Annotated in this window: 13 protein-coding genes; 9 read left to right on the top strand and 4 right to left on the bottom strand. The window is 63.5% G+C overall.

Features of this window, described 5'->3' with window-relative positions:
* Positions 1 to 6 precede the first annotated feature (6 nt).
* A complete protein-coding gene (locus ACODSO_RS02905; RefSeq protein ID WP_489034901.1) occupies positions 7 to 867 on the bottom strand; it encodes a ribokinase in 861 nt (286 codons plus the stop codon).
* A 76-nt stretch (positions 868 to 943) separates the two neighbouring features.
* On the opposite strand from ACODSO_RS02905, the gene ACODSO_RS02900 reads away from it, so the two are divergent.
* The 9 genes from ACODSO_RS02900 to ACODSO_RS02860 all read left to right on the top strand — a co-directional run bounded on the left by ACODSO_RS02900 (position 944) and on the right by ACODSO_RS02860 (position 13,766).
* On the top strand, positions 944 to 2,209 hold the full coding sequence (locus ACODSO_RS02900) for an aspartate aminotransferase family protein (protein ID WP_489034899.1): 1,266 nt from the start codon (positions 944 to 946) through the stop codon (positions 2,207 to 2,209).
* Positions 2,206 to 5,169, top strand: a complete 2,964-nt coding sequence (locus ACODSO_RS02895) for an FAD-binding and (Fe-S)-binding domain-containing protein (RefSeq protein ID WP_489034898.1) — start codon at positions 2,206 to 2,208, stop codon at positions 5,167 to 5,169. The genes ACODSO_RS02900 and ACODSO_RS02895 overlap by 4 nt, the downstream gene beginning before the upstream one ends.
* Entirely contained in the window at positions 5,166 to 6,644 is a 1,479-nt protein-coding gene (locus tag ACODSO_RS02890; RefSeq protein ID WP_489034896.1) for an NAD-dependent succinate-semialdehyde dehydrogenase, read from the top strand. The genes ACODSO_RS02895 and ACODSO_RS02890 overlap by 4 nt, the downstream gene beginning before the upstream one ends.
* A 32-nt stretch (positions 6,645 to 6,676) precedes the next feature.
* Positions 6,677 to 7,390, top strand: a complete 714-nt coding sequence (locus tag ACODSO_RS02885; protein ID WP_489034894.1) for a GntR family transcriptional regulator — start codon at positions 6,677 to 6,679, stop codon at positions 7,388 to 7,390.
* Positions 7,391 to 7,617: 227 nt separating this feature from the next.
* Complete coding sequence (locus tag ACODSO_RS02880; protein WP_489035106.1) at positions 7,618 to 8,814, top strand: M24 family metallopeptidase; 1,197 nt, start codon at positions 7,618 to 7,620, stop codon at positions 8,812 to 8,814.
* 3 nt (positions 8,815 to 8,817) lie between these two features.
* Positions 8,818 to 10,047 carry an aminotransferase-like domain-containing protein gene (locus ACODSO_RS02875; RefSeq protein WP_489034892.1) on the top strand — a complete coding sequence of 410 codons (1,230 nt, stop codon included), beginning with the start codon at positions 8,818 to 8,820 and terminating at the stop codon, positions 10,045 to 10,047.
* Positions 10,044 to 11,252: a M20 family metallopeptidase gene (locus ACODSO_RS02870; protein ID WP_489034890.1), complete on the top strand. Its 1,209-nt coding sequence runs from the start codon at positions 10,044 to 10,046 to the stop codon at positions 11,250 to 11,252. Before ACODSO_RS02875 ends, ACODSO_RS02870 begins: the two co-directional genes overlap by 4 nt.
* Before the next feature lie 94 nt (positions 11,253 to 11,346).
* On the top strand, positions 11,347 to 12,798 hold the full coding sequence (locus ACODSO_RS02865; protein WP_489034888.1) for an MFS transporter: 1,452 nt from the start codon (positions 11,347 to 11,349) through the stop codon (positions 12,796 to 12,798).
* Positions 12,798 to 13,766, top strand: a complete 969-nt coding sequence (locus tag ACODSO_RS02860; RefSeq protein WP_489034886.1) for a D-2-hydroxyacid dehydrogenase — start codon at positions 12,798 to 12,800, stop codon at positions 13,764 to 13,766. Before ACODSO_RS02865 ends, ACODSO_RS02860 begins: the two co-directional genes overlap by 1 nt.
* On the opposite strand, the gene ACODSO_RS02855 is transcribed toward ACODSO_RS02860, so the two are convergent.
* From ACODSO_RS02855 to ACODSO_RS02845, 3 genes are all read right to left on the bottom strand, one after another.
* Positions 13,760 to 14,662, bottom strand: coding sequence for a LysR family transcriptional regulator (locus ACODSO_RS02855; protein ID WP_489034884.1), 903 nt, complete (start codon positions 14,660 to 14,662; stop codon positions 13,760 to 13,762). The genes ACODSO_RS02860 and ACODSO_RS02855 overlap by 7 nt on opposite strands.
* A 27-nt stretch (positions 14,663 to 14,689) precedes the next feature.
* Positions 14,690 to 14,842 (bottom strand): hypothetical protein, encoded by a 153-nt coding sequence (locus ACODSO_RS02850; RefSeq protein WP_156520545.1) that lies wholly within the window; start codon positions 14,840 to 14,842, stop codon positions 14,690 to 14,692.
* A 97-nt stretch (positions 14,843 to 14,939) separates the two neighbouring features.
* Positions 14,940 to 16,769, bottom strand: a complete 1,830-nt coding sequence (locus ACODSO_RS02845) for a helix-turn-helix domain-containing protein (RefSeq protein WP_489034881.1) — start codon at positions 16,767 to 16,769, stop codon at positions 14,940 to 14,942.
* Positions 16,770 to 16,829 lie beyond the last annotated feature (60 nt).

Genomic DNA, 16,829 nt, shown 5'->3' with positions numbered 1-16,829 from the left:
ACGCGATCAGGCAAGCAGAGATTCTATGTCGTTCCTGACCCCGGAAGAAGATCCAGCGCCGCGCCGGGTGGCTGCGAATGCGCCTGCGGCACAGGCCCAGCGGACCGCCGCTTCGGCACCGGTGGACCATTTCGCCGCCAACGCACCCGCAAACGCGTCGCCTGCTCCGGTCGTATCGACCGCGTCGACTGTGGGAGCAGCGACGTCGGCCGAGGACTGCGGTCCTCGGTAGCGAGCACCCGCCGCACCGAGAGTGGTCACGACATACGGAATGCGGTCGACGACGTCGCTGCCGATCGCTGCCGCTTCGCCTTCGTTGACGATGAGGAGATCGACGGCGTCGACGAGGGCGTCGGGCAGCTTCTGGACGGGTGATGGATTCAGTACGACGAGAGTGCCGTTCGCGCGTGCGTGGGCTGCGCCGGCGAGGACGGTATCGACCGGAATTTCCAATTGGCACAGCATGATGTCCGCGTCTGCGATGACTGCGCGTTCGGCGTCCGTGAGGTCACGCATCGCGCCGTTGGCCCCGGCGACCACGACGATGGTGTTTTCGCCGGCCGCATCCACGGCGATGGCGGCTATTCCGCTGGGGCCCGTCGTGCGGCGGGTGAACTGCACGTCGACTCCCGAATCGGTGAGAGTGCGAAGCAGTTCCTCGGCGAAGGCGTCGTCGCCCACGGCTCCGAGGAAGGTCGTCGTGGCTCCGGATCGGGCAGCAGCGAGCGCCTGGTTCGCACCCTTTCCTCCCTGCGAGTTCTCGAAGCTGTCGCCGAGCACGGTTTCGCCCGGTCGAGGCAACCGCGCGGTGTGGGTTGTCAGGTCCATGTTGATGCTGCCGAGAACGGCTACCCGTGTTACTGCCATGTCCCGACCCTAAGGGACGGGAATCGTTTGTTGCAGATTGTTGACAATCTGCACGCCCTCGATAACGATGACTCCCATGACAGCGTCGACTCGCACACACCTCAGCCCTGCACTCAAGCAAGCCACCCCGGTTGTCGTCGACTACGCCGCCGGTAGCTGGATATATGGCACCGACGGAAACCGATACCTCGACTTCACGACGGGCATCGGCGTCACCAGCACGGGCCACTGCCACCCCCGAGTCGTGGAAGCGGCTCGCGAGCAGGTCGGCAAGATCATCCACGCGCAGTACACGACCGTCATGCACACACCGCTTCTCGAGCTCACCGAGAAGCTCGGTGACTTCCTCCCGAGCGGCCTCGACAGCGTCTTCTACGCCAACTCCGGGTCCGAGGCCGTGGAGGCGTCGATCCGGCTCGCACGCATGGCCACCGGTCGCCCCAATATCGTCGCGTTTCACGGTGGCTTTCACGGACGCACTGTCGCCGCAGCGTCGCTGACGACCGCGGGGACCAAGTTTCGTTCCGGGTTCTCGCCGATCATGGGTGGCGTCCACATCGCACCGTTCCCGTACGCGTTCCGGTACGGCTGGGACCTGGACACCGCGGTCGCGTTCGCGCTGCAGGAACTCGACTACTTGTTGGCAACGATTTCCAGCCCCGCCGATACTGCCGCGCTCATCATCGAACCCGTCCTCGGCGACGGTGGTTACCTCCCGACTCCGCCGAAATTCCTGGAAGGTCTTCGGCGTCGCGCGGACGAGCATGGCATAGTGCTCATCGTCGACGAGGTCCAAGCAGGCGTCGGCCGCACCGGAAAGTTCTGGGGACACGAGCATTCGACCGCGAGGCCCGACATCGTCATCACCGCGAAGGGGCTCGCGTCCGGGTTCCCGATCTCTGCGATCGCCGCGTCGACCGAACTGATGTCCAAGGCATGGCCAGGCTCGCAAGGCGGAACCTACGGAGGCAACGCCGTAGCGGCAGCCGCCGCGGTCGCCACCCTCGACGTTGTACGGGATGAGGGGTTGGTGGAGAACGCAGCCACGCAGGGTGCTGTTCTGCTCGACGGGCTGAAGGCGTTGAAGGAGCAGTATTCGGCTATCGGCGACGCCCGCGGCCTGGGCCTCATGCAGGCCCTCGAATTCGTCGACGAGAACGGCAAGCCCGACGCTGCCGCCGCTGCACGCGTACAGCAGACCGCCATTTCGGAGGGCTTGTTGCTGCTGACCTGCGGTGCTCTCGGCAACGTCGTTCGCGTGATTCCGGCTCTGGTGGTCACGGACGACGAGGTCGCGGAGGGCCTGGACGCCATCGGGCGCACACTGAAGCGAGCATTGTGACCGTCCTCGACCTGCTGCGTGGGGCGGGCATCGAGGTCGACGACTCGCCACGACGGCTCGCCGAGTACTCGTACGATGCGTCGAATTATCGGGTTCCGCCGTCGGCCGTCGTGTTTCCGCGCACCGTGGACGACGTTCGAATCACGGTGAAGGCGTGCGCCCGGACAGGCATGACGGTAGTGAGTCGCGGGGGCGGAACCTCGATGGCAGGCAACGCGATCGGTGCAGGCGTCGTACTCGACTTCTCGCGCTACATGAACAAGGTGATCTCGGTCGACGCATCCGAGAAGTCGGCGGTCGTGCAGCCAGGAATTGTCATCTCCGAGCTCGCGGCGGCCGTATCGACTGCAACAAACGGTCAGTTGACCTATGCGCCGGATCCGTCGAGCAAGACGCGTGCAACGGTCGGTGGCGCGATCGGCAACGACGCGTGCGGCAATCACTCGGTGCGATACGGCCGCACGGCAGATCACACCATCGCATTGGATATCGTGACTGCGGACGGTCATCTGTTACGGGCGACGCGCTCCGGTATCGACGCGGTGGATCCGAGCGATTCCGACGCCGTGGACGCCGCGGCCCGCATCGGCGCCGACTTGGCAGCACTCGTGGCGGACAACATGGCGGACTTTCGCCTCGAACTCGGCCTCATCCCGCGTCAGGTGTCCGGATTCCATCTGTCGAATCTTCTCCCGGAGAACGGGTTCGACGTCGCCCGGGCCTTGGTGGGAAGCGAGGGTACGTGTGCGATCGTCGTGGCAGCGACCGTCGCACTCGTGCCGGTGCCGAAGGCTGCCCTGTTGCTCAGCCTCGGCTATTCCGACGTCGTCGAAGCTGCGCAGGATGTCATGACGATCCTCGAGTTCTCGCCGGCCGCGGTCGAGGGCATCGACGAGAAGATCGTCGAGACCATGCAGGCTCGTCGCGGAATCGACTCGGTCCGTGGCCTTCCGGCTGGGAATGCGTGGCTGTACGTCGATCTCGACGGCGACGACCCCGCGGAGGTGGAGGACAAGGCCGAGCGGCTGCTGGCGCGCCTGAAGGAGTCGGGGAGGCTGAAAGACGGTCGTGTTGTCGCCGATCCCACCGAACGCAAGTCTTTGTGGCGTGTGCGCGAAGACGGTGCAGGACTCTCGACACGGTTGGTCGGGGGTGGCGAATCCTGGCCCGGTTGGGAGGATTCCGCCGTCGCACCGCAGAATCTGGCTGCCTACCTGGCCGACTTTCGTGACCTTCTCGCCGCTCACTCGCTGACTGGAGTGATGTACGGCCACTTCGGAGCCGGGTGTATGCACGTGCGGATCACGTTCGATCAGCGCACCGAACGCGGACGCGGGATCATGCAGGCCTTTCTTCGTGACGCGGCCGAACTCGTCGTCCGGCACGGTGGTTCGTTGTCCGGCGAACACGGTGACGGCCGAGCCCGATCCGAGCTGTTGCCCATAATGTATTCCCCAACGATGCTAAATGCCTTCGCGAGGTTCAAGCGGATCTGGGACCCGGCGGCACTGCTCAACCCGGGAAGCATCACCGATCCGGCTCCCATGATGAACGACCTGGCACTGCAGGGTGTTCCAGACCGAAAGTGGAAGACGACGTTCGAGCTGCATCAGGTGGGGTCCGGGGTGGACCTGGATCCGTTCGTGCACGCCACCCAGGCATGCGTCGGCGTCGGCCGCTGCCGATCGAGTAGCGGTGGGGTGATGTGCCCGAGTTACCGGGCCACCGGCGACGAGAAGGATTCGACGCGAGGGAGAGCTCGAGTCCTGCAGGATATGGTGCGAACCTCCACGACCGTCGCCGATGGTTGGGCCTCGGAGGACGTCAAGGCCTCGCTCGACCTGTGTCTGTCGTGCAAGGCATGCTCGTCGGACTGCCCGGTCGGAGTCGACATGGCCACGTACAAGGCAGAGTTCCTCGATCATCACTACGCGGGCAGGATCCGCCCGATGGCGCACTACTCGCTCGGTTGGCTGCCCCGGTGGTTGAAGCTGACGTCACGGATCGCCCCTTTGTTGAACAGGGCGCTCACGCCGCGAACCGGCAGACTCGCAGCCAGGTTGGGCGGGTTGACCACCGAGCGGTCGCTTCCTCGCTTCGCCTCGCGGAGGGAATTGCGTGCGCAGAGTGCCGGGTCGACGCCGGGCGGGGACGTCGTATTGTTCGTGGACTCGTTCACCAAGGGTTTCCGGCCCGAGGTCGTCGGTGCTGCGGTGCGGGTATTGGCGGACGGAGGGCGAACTGCGGAATGCCGCAGCGACATGTGCTGCGGCCTGACCTGGATCTCCACCGGCCAATTGGCGACGGCGAAGAAGCAGTTGGCGCGGACCGCCGAGAAGCTGGACGACGGTACGGACCGGCCGATCGTCGTGACCGAGCCGAGTTGTGCCGCGGCGTTGAAGAAGGACCTGCCGGAGTTGGTGAACACCGATGCGGCTCGACGGGTCGCGGCACGAATACAGAGCTTTGCGGCGGCGGTCATCGACCAGGCGGCAAGTGGATGGACGCCGTCCGCACAGGTCCCGGCCGAAGTCACCGTGCAGACGCACTGCCACGAATACGCCGTCTTCGGCGAAGCAACACAACGCAAAGCTCTTGCAGCGGCTGGCATTTCCGCGGTCGACGAGGCCACGGGGTGCTGCGGGGTGGCGGGTAACTTCGGGTTCGAACCCGAGCACTTCGAGATCAGCATGAAGGTCGCCGAACAGGCGCTCGCACCGGCAGTCCGACGCGCTGGGGACCGTCCGATTCTCACCGACGGTTTCAGCTGCCATATGCAGGTCCGCGAACTGACCGGCGATCACAGCTCCGCGGCGTCGACGCATCTGGCGCATGTGCTCGATCCGAATCCCCAGTGGCACGCCCAGGTGTCCTCTGGTGCACTCAACCATGCCACTGGGCCGCAGGCCCCATCGAGCACTGGGCCGCAGGCCCCATCGACCACACGGAGGGACACATGACCACTACATCGACCCGCACCGAATCGACCCGCACCGAGTTCGGCTCACCCACGGGCCTGTTCATAGGCGGCAGTTGGCGTGCGGCCCACGGGGGCAAGACGTTCGATGTTCTCGACCCTGCGACTGGGGAGGTCATCACCGACGTCGCCGACGGTGGCGTCGTCGACGCCGAAGCTGCGATGGCGGCTGCTGCCCAGGCACAGGCGTCGTGGGCCGCCACAGCACCGCGCGAACGCAGCGTTGTTCTGAGGCGCGCTTTCGAATTGATAATCGAGCGCACCGAGGAACTTGCCGCGATCATCACCGCCGAAATGGGCAAACCGCTCGCGGATGCGCGGGGTGAGGTGGCGTACGGCGCCGAGTTCTTTCGATGGTTCTCCGAGGAAGCAGTGCGGATATCCGGGGATCACACGCTGACCGGTGACGGCAAGAATCGGATCATCGTTACCCGCGCGCCGGTCGGCCCGTGCATTCTGGTGACGCCGTGGAACTTTCCGCTTGCAATGGGAACCCGCAAGATCGGGCCTGCACTGGCGGCAGGATGCACCGTGGTGTTCAAGCCGGCGGAGCAGACACCACTGACGGCTCTCGCGCTGGCCGACATACTCGTCGAGGCAGGGGTTCCCGACGGTGTGGTCAACGTGGTTCCCACCACGGACGCGGCAGGAGTGGTCGGTTCGTGGATGTCGAGCGGATCCGCCCGCAAGATCAGCTTCACGGGTTCGACGGAGGTGGGCAGGATCTTGCTGGCTCAGGCCGCGCCTACCGTGATGCGCACGTCGATGGAGCTCGGTGGCAATGCACCGTTCATCGTTGCCGAGGGTGCAGACGTCGATCGCGCCGTCGACGGAGCGATGGTTGCGAAAATGCGCAACATGGGCGAGGCCTGTACTGCAGCGAACAGATTCTTCGTATACCGGCCACTCGCAGCCGAATTCGCGGACAAGCTCGGAGCGAAGATGGGAGCGTTGAAGGTCGGCGCAGGTAGTGCGGACGGAGTGGAGGTCGGCCCTCTCATCGACCAGGACGGACGCGCCAAGGTTCAGCGTCTCATCGACGATGCACTCGGCAGGGGAGCCCGCGCAGTAGTAGGGGGCACGGAGAACTCCGGCCCCGGCTACTTCTACCCGCCGACTGTGCTCGACTCCGTGGATTCGGCGTCGGAACTGATGTCGACGGAGATCTTCGGCCCGGTTGCCGCCGTAGTGCCGTACGACACGGAGGACGAGGTCATCTCGCTCGCGAACGACACCGAGTGGGGGCTGGTCGGATACGTGTTCACTCAGGACATCGATCGAGCGCTCAGGATGGGGGAGCGGTTGGAAGTCGGGATGGTCGGCTTGAACACCGGTCTCGTGTCGAATCCCGCTGCCCCGTTCGGCGGGGTCAAGCAGTCCGGGCTCGGTCGTGAGGGCGGAAAGGTCGGAATCGACGAGTTCCTCGAATACAAGTACTTTGCTGTTCCCCGCTCCTAGCAGCCCTAGCAGTCCCAACAGGAGGAATACCAGTGTCCGGTTCTCGAAGATTGACGCCGATCAACGCTCGAAATACTTCGATGGTCATAGCGGATCAGATTCGCGATCGGATCATCGACGGCTCGTACGCGCCAGGCGAGCAGATCAACGAAGCGAATGTCGCTGCCGAACTGGAGATTTCGCGAGGTCCGGTTCGCGAGGCATTGCAGCGCCTCAATCAGGAAGGGCTGCTGGTCAGCTACCGGAACCGTGGCGTTTTCGTCGTCGAGCTCAGCAGTGACGACGTGGCGGAGATCTACGACGCGCGGGCTGCGATCGAGGTCGGCGCTGCGTGGACGCTGGTGCGGGGCGAGGTCGCGGTCTTGAAGGCAACCGCGGCGCAGCTCTCGGCCATCGTCGACCAGATGCAGCCGTTCATCGACAAGGCGGACTGGCTGGGACTCGCCGAGCGTGATCTTGCGTTTCATACCGCGTTGGTGGCAGCGACCACGAACAGTCGAATGTCGAGGATGTATGCCACGCTCGCGGCCGAAGCCCGTATCTGCATGGCGAATCTCGAGACGGCGTACTACCGACCGGAGGCGCTCGTGGAGGAGCATCAATTGCTGGTCGACTTGCTCCTTGGCGACGATTGGGCCGCGCTGGAGGCTGGGCTGCACGAGCACATGGACACTGCGATCCACGATCTGACACAGGCAATGCACGATCAAGCAGAAGAGGGCGCCGACGCCCCCGTGCGCGTATAGCCAGGGCGCGAAGCGCCCGCAACGAAGAAGTAACACGACATCTCTTGCAGGACCCTCCACAGGCAATTAGCCTGATTGTCAACAATCTGCAAAATGCTCACGGGCCGCTGAACGCCTCCCGCGATGCTCGAGAGGGGGTACCAGTGAACGAGAACGAGTATTACGCCGCCGAACTCACCAGCGCGGTCGGCCGGGATCACGCGCCAGGTCTTGCCGAGTACGCAGATCTGCCGAACAGCACACCCATCACGTTCACCGACGAGGAGTACTCCACCCGTCTCGCCAAGGTCCGGGCGCGCATGGCGTCGCAGAACTTGACCGCGTTGATCGTCACCGACCCCTCGAACCTGTACTACCTGCTGGGCTACAACGCGCTGTCGTTCTATACCCCGCAGATGCTCTACGTTCCGGTGGAAGGGGAATTGTTCTTCTTCGCCAGGGAGATGGACGCCAACGGAGCCTTCCGGACATCGTGGTTGCCGCAGGAGCAGACGTTCGGATATCCGGAAACGTTCGTGCAGCGCAAGGACACTCATCCGTTCGTGTGGGTCGCGGGGAGGCTTCGCGAACTCGGTGTGGTGAACAACTTCTCGCACGGTCAGGTCGGACTCGAGATGGACTCGTACTACTTCAGTCCCAAGGCGTTCGAAGCGCTCGTCAAGTCTCTGCCCGAGTACGACTTCACCGATTCCTACGAGCTGATCAACTGGGTACGCGTGGTCAAGTCACCCGCGGAAATCGACCTGATGCGTGGCGCGGCCCAGGTGTGCGGATCAGCGATGTCGGCGGCCTACGACTCGATCGTGGCGGGCGGCCGTCAGTGCGATGCTGCGGCGGCAATCATGAATGCTCAGGTCAAGGGAACGGCCGACTTCGGCGGAGATCACCCGGCTATCGTCCCGATGCTGCCCACTGGTGCAGGTGCCGACACTCCTCACCTGACCTGGTCCGATCAAGTCTTCATCGCAGGTGAGACCACAGTCGTCGAGCTGGCCGGAGTGTTTCGGAGATACCACGTACCGATGGCACGGACGGTGGTGCTGGGAAAGCCGAGCAAGCGCCTGGACTATCTCGCGCAGTCGACCGGCGACGCGCTGAACGAAGTGCTCGATACCGTGCGACCCGGGATCACCACGACCGAGCTCGCGCAGGTGTGGAATGTCAGCCTCGCGCGTCACGGACTGCACAAGCCCTCTCGCATAGGCTATTCCATCGGAATAGCCTATGCACCGGACTGGGGTGAGCGCACGGTCAGCATCAGGACGGACGACGACACGGTGCTGGCCGAGAACATGACTTTCCACATCATCGGCGGAATGTGGATGGACGACTACGGATACGAGGTGTCCGAGGCCGTGCGCGTGACCGACAGCGGGGTGGAGACATTCACCGACTACCCGCGCCAACTACTGACGAAGGAGTGAGACATGATCGCCACCACCATTCCGTGGGCTCTGCGCACCGACAAGCTGGTGGGGTCCGTGATCGACTCGTCGACCTCGCTCCTCGCAGCTCAGAAGCACGACATCGTCCGGTTCGCGATGGGCTCTCCTGCTGCGGAAACCGTTCCCGCGGCAGCATTTTCCGAGATCGCGTCGAAGGTCATGACCGCGGACGCCATGGACTATGCCGCCACCGAGGGTGACCCCGGCCTGCTCGACGCCTTGCTCGGCTACCTCGACTCGGTCGGCGAGCCGACCTCGGAGGACCGACTCGTCATCACCTCGGGAGGCATGCAGGGTCTCGACCTCGCCTGCAAGCTGTTCGTCGATCCCGGTGATCTCGTCATCGTCGAAAGCCCCACGTACACAAACGGAACCGCCACCGTGCTCAGTTACGGCGGCGACGTCCTCGAAGCACCGATGGATTCCGACGGCCTCATCGTGGAGGCCCTGCCGGAACTGGTCGAGCAAGCGGGTCGCCTGCCGAAGATGATCTACGTCATCCCCAATTTCCAGAATCCTTCCGGCACTACGATGTCCCAGGCCAGGCGCTCGCTGCTCCTCGAACTCGCGCACAGGTGGGGATCGGTGATCCTCGACGACGACCCGTACGGGCTCCTGCGATTCGAAGGCGAGCACATCCCGAGCTTCAACGCGCTGAGCCCGAACGATCCGCTCGTGTTCTCCGTCCGCACGTTCTCCAAGATGATCGCCCCCGGCTTGCGCGTCGGCTGGGTCGACGCGGCTCCCGAAGCGCGACAGCTGCTGATCAACGCCAAGCAGGCGATGGACACGTGCACCAATCTGCCGAACCAGCGCATGATCGCCGAGTTCATCCGGCGGGGTCACCTCGACACCCACCTGCAGTCGCTTGCCGCGGTGTACCGGCCACGCAAAATTGCAATGCAGCGCAGTCTGGAGAAGTACTTCGGCGACCGCATCGAGACGACCGACCCGGAGGGCGGCTTCTTCCTGTGGGCGACGCTGCGCGGCGACGCAGCCGCGGTATCGACGCAAGATCTGTTCGAAATCGCTTTGGCCGAGGGTGTTGCATACATTCCCGGCCCCGCTCTGTCCGTCGGTGGGAAGTTCCACGATTCTCTGCGGCTGTGCTTTGCCTCTTCGACTCCTGAGCGGATCGACGAGGGTGTCAAAAGGCTTGCCGCGGCGGTGGATCGCGCGAGCACCATGCTGTCGAGCGATCCGACTCGATGATCGAGGCCGAACAACGATTGCTCGACGAGATCGACTCCGAGGACATCGTCGATCTGGCATCGGCACTCATCGACGCGGGCGGAGAGAATCCGGGCGCCACCGAGGAATCGGTCGCGATGGTTCTCGTCGATCGATGCAGGCAACTCGGCTTCGACATCGAGATCGACGAGGTTTCGCCTGGACGCCCGAATGTCGTTGTTTCAGTTGGCGGAGCGGAAGAAGCCGGGGTGCTCTTTCTCGGGCACTCCGACGTCGTTCCCGCGGGGGGCGGCTGGAGCACCGATCCGTTCGACGCAGTGGTACGCGAGGGACGGCTGTACGGGCGGGGCGCGTGCGACATGAAGGGCGGGATCGCTGCGGTCGTCGTTGCGATGGCTGCACTGAAAAGATCAGGAACACTGTCGCGTTCGCCGGTGTCACTGGCGTGCCTCGTCGACGAAGAGGACACCGGACTCGGGATTCGAGCGTTCGTGGCCGGTCAACACACCAGGCGGTACACGCATTGCATCGTCGCTGAGCCGACCGATCTGGTGACCATCACCGGATGTCGGGGCGCAGCGAATCTCGAGATCACTGTCTCCGGGCGCTCCGCGCATGCCGGACGACCCAGTAACGGGCGCAATGCAGTATCGGCGGCCGCACGCATCGTCGGGCTGATCGACTCGATGGGCGAGGAGTTGAAAGCGCAGGCACACCCTGCACTCGGGCCCGCGACATGGAACATCGGCACCATCGACGGTGGCACGGGAACGTCCATGGTGCCGGATCGATGCGTGATTACCGTCGACAGGCGCCTCCTGCCAGGTGAGGACGCGCGTGTCGTTGCGTCGCGGCTGCAGAGAGACATCGAGAACGCAGGCATCGTCGGCGACGGCATCGAAGTGGCCGTGGACGTTTCGATGGAGATGCCTGGCTTTCTGACCAGCGAGAATTCCGATATTATCGCCGCCGCGGTGACTGCGGTGACCGATGCAGTCGGCTTTCGCGGTACCGATGTATGGACCGCGTCCTGTGACGGTGGTTTCGTAGTGCGTGACTTGGGTATAGAGACCGTCGTGCTCGGTCCCGGAGAGATCGAGACACAGGCTCATCAACCCGACGAATCCGTGTCGGTGCAGCAATTGTGTGACAGCGCACGAGCGTACGCGCTGCTCGCATCGAGAATCGTTGCGTTACCAGCAGTTATGTCGGAAATCCGGGGGTAGTGCGCCCAGTCGCGTCGCCGCTTCCGTAATGTGAAGCGCTGCGAAGTACCAAACCGACGCTCCATGTTAGTTCCAAAGCGAGAGGTATTGGACCGTGTCAGAATCATCCAGCAGTGGGTTCAGTAGTACAGGTTCAGGCGGATCGACCACCGGTTATGCGCCGAACACCCAAGAGTTGAACGCAGAAGAAACCAAGGTCCTCCATCGTGCGATCGGGGGTTCGGCCCTCGGAAACGCAGTCGAGTGGTTCGACTACGCCGTGTACGGCTACCTGGCGGTGTACATCGCGGCGAACTTCTTCCCGTCCGAGGACGGGGGAGCGAGTCTGCTGTCGACATTCGCAGTGCTCGCGGCGTCGTTCATCATCAGGCCGATCGGCGGAATTGTGCTCGGACCGCTCGGTGACCGGATCGGTCGCCAGAAGGTTCTCGTCCTCACCGTCACCATGATGTCCATCGCGACGGCAACGATCGGCATTCTGCCGACGTTCGACACGATCGGAATTCTGGCGCCGATCCTGCTTCTCGTCTGTCGCCTTGTACAGGGATTCTCAACCGGTGGCGAGTACGGTGGCGCAGCAGTGTTCATGGCGGAATACGCACCGGACAAGCGTCGCGGGTTCTTCGGTTCGTTCCTCGAATTCGGTACGCTTGCAGGCACTGTCGCAGGCGCAACGCTGTGCACACTGCTCAACCTCGGGCTCGGCGACGACACGATGGAGGCGTGGGGCTGGCGAATTCCGTTCCTGCTCACGCTCCCGCTCGGCATAGTCGCGCTGTGGTTGCGTACCAGACTCGAGGATTCGCCGGTGTTCTCCGAGGCAAAGGCCGACGGCGAGACGGTGTCCGAGGGTGCGGCAGGTGGCGCCATCGCGTCGCTCAAGACGACGATGACCTACTGGCAGCGGATTCTCATCCTGATGGGATTCGTTCTGCTGTTGAACATCGCGTACTACACCGTGTTGACGTTCCTGCCGTCCTATCTCAGTGACACGTTGGGACACAGCACGACTCAATCCAACTTCACTCTCGTGATCATCATGTTGATCATGATGGCGATCATCAATCCGATCGGCGCGCTGTCGGACCGAATCGGACGAAAGCCGCTGCTGCTCGCGGCGTGCGTCGGGTACTTCGTGTTCAGCGTGCCGCTGTTCCTGCTGATCATCAATACCGGGCTCGTCGGCCAATCGATCGGCCTGCTCGGCCTCGGCATTCTGCTCGTGATCATGTGCTCGTGTGTGTCGTCGACTCTGCCGGCGTTGTTCCCGACGCAGGTTCGATACGGCGCGTTCGCGATCGGCTACAACGTGTCCACATCGCTTTTCGGTGGCACAGCGCCGCTGATTCTGACGTTCCTCATCGATCGGACCGGTTCCAATCTCATCCCGGGTTGGTACATGATGATCGCCGCGGCCATTGCGTTCGTCCCCATCCTGTTGATGCCGGAGACCGCAGGCCGATCGCTGCGCGGAACGCAATGCCCGGGTGACAACGACGACGAAGTCGCCGCGACCGGCGTGGAACTCGTGGGGTACAAGAAGTAGTGGGAGACAGACTGGTTGTCGTCGTCCTTCACGCCGACAACCTCCCCGCGGGGATGGACTCGGTGTCCGCTGTGGCAGAAGTTCGGTACGCCACGGCGGACACCCTCGGGGATGCGGTTCCGGGAGCCGATGTGCTGCTGCTGTGGGACTTCTTCTCGCCCGCGGTGAAGCAGGTGTGGGATCGATGCGATTCGCTGAAGTGGATCCATATCGCTGCCGCCGGTGTGGATTCGCTGATGTTCGACGAACTCGTCGATTCCGATGTGGTGGTGACCAATTCGCGCGGGATCTTCGACCGACCGATAGCGGAGTTCGTCCTTGCGCAGATACTCGCGTTTGCGAAGGACTCTGCCACGTCGGCGGAGCTTCAGCGGCAACGAAAGTGGACGCATCGCGAGACCGATCGCCTCGACACCGCGAAGGCGATGATCGTGGGAACCGGAGCGATCGGGCGTGAGATCGCGCGGCTGTTGTCTGCCGTCGGGATTTCGGTTGCAGGCGTCGGTCGGACCGGGCGCACCGGTGACGCGGACTTCGGCGTCGTGCACGCGAGTTCGGATCTCGAACAGGTCGTCGCCGACGTCGACTACCTGATACTCGTTGCACCGTTGACCGACCAGACGCGTGGGGTCGTCGACACATCGGTCATCGCTGCGGCCAAACCCGGAGTACGCCTGATCAACGTGGGCAGGGGTGAGTTGCTCGACACCGAAGCGCTTCTCGACGGTCTGCGGTCGGGTCACGTCGCAGGGGCCGCGCTCGACGTCTTCGAGGAGGAACCACTTCCCGTGGACAATCCGCTCTGGACCGCTCCCAACCTCGTCCTCACCCCGCACATGAGCGGCGACGCGGCGGGTTGGCGTGACCGCCTCGCAGAGTTGTTCGTCGCCAATTTCGAGCGCTACGCAGTATCCGAGGAACTGCGCAACGTCGTGGACAAGAAACTCGGGTTCGTTGCGAATCAGTAGACGGGTCTGTCCGACAGGAAAGTTGGAGCCAGCTCCAACAACGCCCGCGTTGCCCGCGAGGTATCCGCTCCGGCTCGAACAACCGCTGACAGGGTCCATGTCAAGGTCGCGCCCGCGATAGCAGTCGAGGTCAATCCCAACTCTTCCGACCTGCTCATGTCCGGGACCACGGCGGTACCGAGACCAGCGGCGACGAAGTCGGGAATCGTAGTCAGATCGGCGGCCTGCACGGAGATCGACCTGGTCAATCGTGCGCGCCGAAACGCGTCGTCGAGGAGGGTTCGAATTCCGAATCCGACCGGCATGTCGACGAACGGGTCGGAGGCGATGTCGGACAGTCGTACCGACTTTCGAGTCGAAAGCCGGTGGCCGGGCGGCAGCAGCACATGTAGCGGGAGAGTCCGCAGCGACCTCGGCTCGACCCCTAGTGCGTCCGACGGGGAAGCCACACTGACGAAGGCGACGTCGAGCGTGGCGTTTCGCACCTTCTCGAGCAGGCCGGAGGAACCACTCGGCGAGGTTTCCAGATAGAGGCTCACCTGCGGGTGCAGCTGTGCGAAACGTTGTGCCATGGCGGCACTGTTCAGTGCCGTCATTCCGCTCAGCGTTCCTACTCGTAATGCCCCTCGCAGTCCGGCGTCCGTGTCGCGCACGGTCGCGCGAGCACGCCCGAGTACGTCGAGCGCGGCCTTTGCTTCGGGGAGGAACGCGCGTCCGGCTTCGGTGAGATTCACGCTCTTGCTCGTGCGTTGCAACAGGCGAGCATCGAGACTGTGCTCCAGCGCTCGAATGCTGGCCGATACCGTCGATTGAACGACGAAGAGCTTTGCCGCCGCGCGGGTGAAACTCAGTTCCTCGGCCACTGCCACGAAGTATTCGAGTTGACGTTCGTCCACGCCGCCAACGATCGCATGTTTCGTTCTTCACCGAGCAGATTCCGGTCCGCATCCCTCGAAGATGTCGGCCGATGCACCCCACGCGACCGCATGTCCGAGCACAGCCGGAGTGGCTGTTCCTATGCACGTGCGATCGTCGTCCGACGTGTTGGTGAATCTGTAGAAGATGTCGGTGAACATGATGCCTCCGCTGGTAGGTGGTCTAGATCACTTTCCCGCGGCTCGGCAATCGTGTCCAACGATAAATTTTGGTGCTCACCATCGAACATTTCGATAGTTACACCCGGTCGACCGCGGCAGTGCCGATGTCGCTGACCGTCAACGCAACTGCGACCTCCATCGCCTGATCGGGACGAGCAAGATCAAGATCGGTCAGCGTTTGGATTCGTCGAAGTCGTTGCGCGACGGTGTTCGCGTGGACGTGGAGAGTGCGGGCGGTGGCCCCAGTGAGCATGCCGTTCGCGAAATACGCACGCAGCGTGGTGATCAGTTCGGTGCCCCGCGTGTTGTCGTGCGCACGAACCGGACCGAGAGTGCGATCGCCGAACCGAAGGAGCTGTTCGGTGTCGTCGAGCTGAAGGAGCAGTCCGACAAGGCCGAGGTCTTCGAGCGAAACCGAGACGTCGGTGCGGCTCGTGAGCCTCATGGTGTCCAGAGCTCCGGCCGCGGTGCGGTACGCCCGGACATAGGACTGAACGGAGAGGCAGGGTCCTACGGTCACTGCGGTTGCTGTGGAGGCGGTCCGGCTGGATCCGGCCAGGGACCGAATCGTCTCGGAGGTCTGTGGAACATCGCTCTCCGCCTCCGGAACGAGTACGACGATCCGGTCGTGGTGGATGGCAGCGAGTGGCAGCGGATGAAGACTTTCGGCCCAACGGTGTATCGAGCGAAGTGACTGCCGTAGGCCGCTGTCGACGTCCGCTGACTCGATGCCGGATAGGGAGACGACCACCATCGAGTGCTTCCTGGTGAGGTCGTGACCGAGACGTTCCGCGCGCTCGACGATGGTGCCGGTAGCTGACGGTTCCCCGCTGAGCAGGTCGTTGACCACTTCGCCATGGAGTCGCCATCGAACCTCGTCGGCAGTTCGAGTCCGCAGAATTTCGAGCGAGGTCACCAGGGCTGCATGCTCGATCGCTCGGTCGTCGATGGACGTGAGCTTCGAGGGGCCAGGGGCGATCCAGATCCGTGCAACTTCGGATTCGGCCAACCGAACGGAGTGGTAGCCGAAGTTCCCTGGTCGATCGAGGTCGACGGGGTGTGCACTGGCACGGTCGTCGGGGAACGTCGCAGCGGTGGTGGAGCGGCCGATGATCGCACCGTGCACATCCTCGATCACGATCGGTCGGGAGATCAGGATCGACAGCGCTGCCGCGATACCGTCGACGCCGCCGCCGCGCAGCGCGATCTCGGTCAGCCGTCGGTGGATGTCCTCGGATTTCTGCAATAGGTCACGTTGCTGGTGGAGCTCGTGATTGAGCACCACGAGTTCGTCCATCTGTCGCGCCTCGGCCGAACGAAGGCTCGCCGTGGTCAACGCGATCGAGGCGTGATCGGCCAGGAGGGTCAGCAGCGAGACCTCGTGTGGGGTGAAGACGTGCACGTTCTTGCGGTAGCAATTGAGAGTTCCGATGGCGACGTGGTCCGAGTCCAGCAGCGGAACCGAGATCATCGCTCGATATCCCTGCTCCCTCGCAACGCCTCCCCACGGCGCGAATTGCGGCTCGGCGTCGGTGTCCGCAATGGCCACCGGAGCGCCTGTACGAAATGCTGTGCTCGACGGGGCCTCGACGCTCGGATCCTGATCGAGTCGGACCGGCCGATCGGCGTTGACCTGCGATACGTAATCCGTCGACAGGCCGCTCGCGCCCTCGATGGTGAGAACACGTCGCGAGCTGTTCGGAACTAGTACTCCGCAGAACTCGTAGCCCATCAGCGATGATGCGCTCTCCGCGATCAAGTTCAGGACACCGGTCAGCGGTTGCGCAGTCACCACGGTCTGGGTGATGGATCGCACGCGGTCAAGCCAGCGTCGCAGCTCGGACAGCTCGTCGTCGGGTGTCATGCGGGGTGTAACCGCCAGTTCTCGATATGTGTTGATCGCCATGAAGTCGAACATTTTGTGTTTGCGCAAACATAGCCGTGGTGTGATGCAGATCGCAAGATT

The organism is Rhodococcus sp. FG69 (assembly GCF_057808915.1).
Note: the sequence above shows the minus strand (reverse complement) of the source record. Positions and strands in the feature narration are given on the sequence as shown.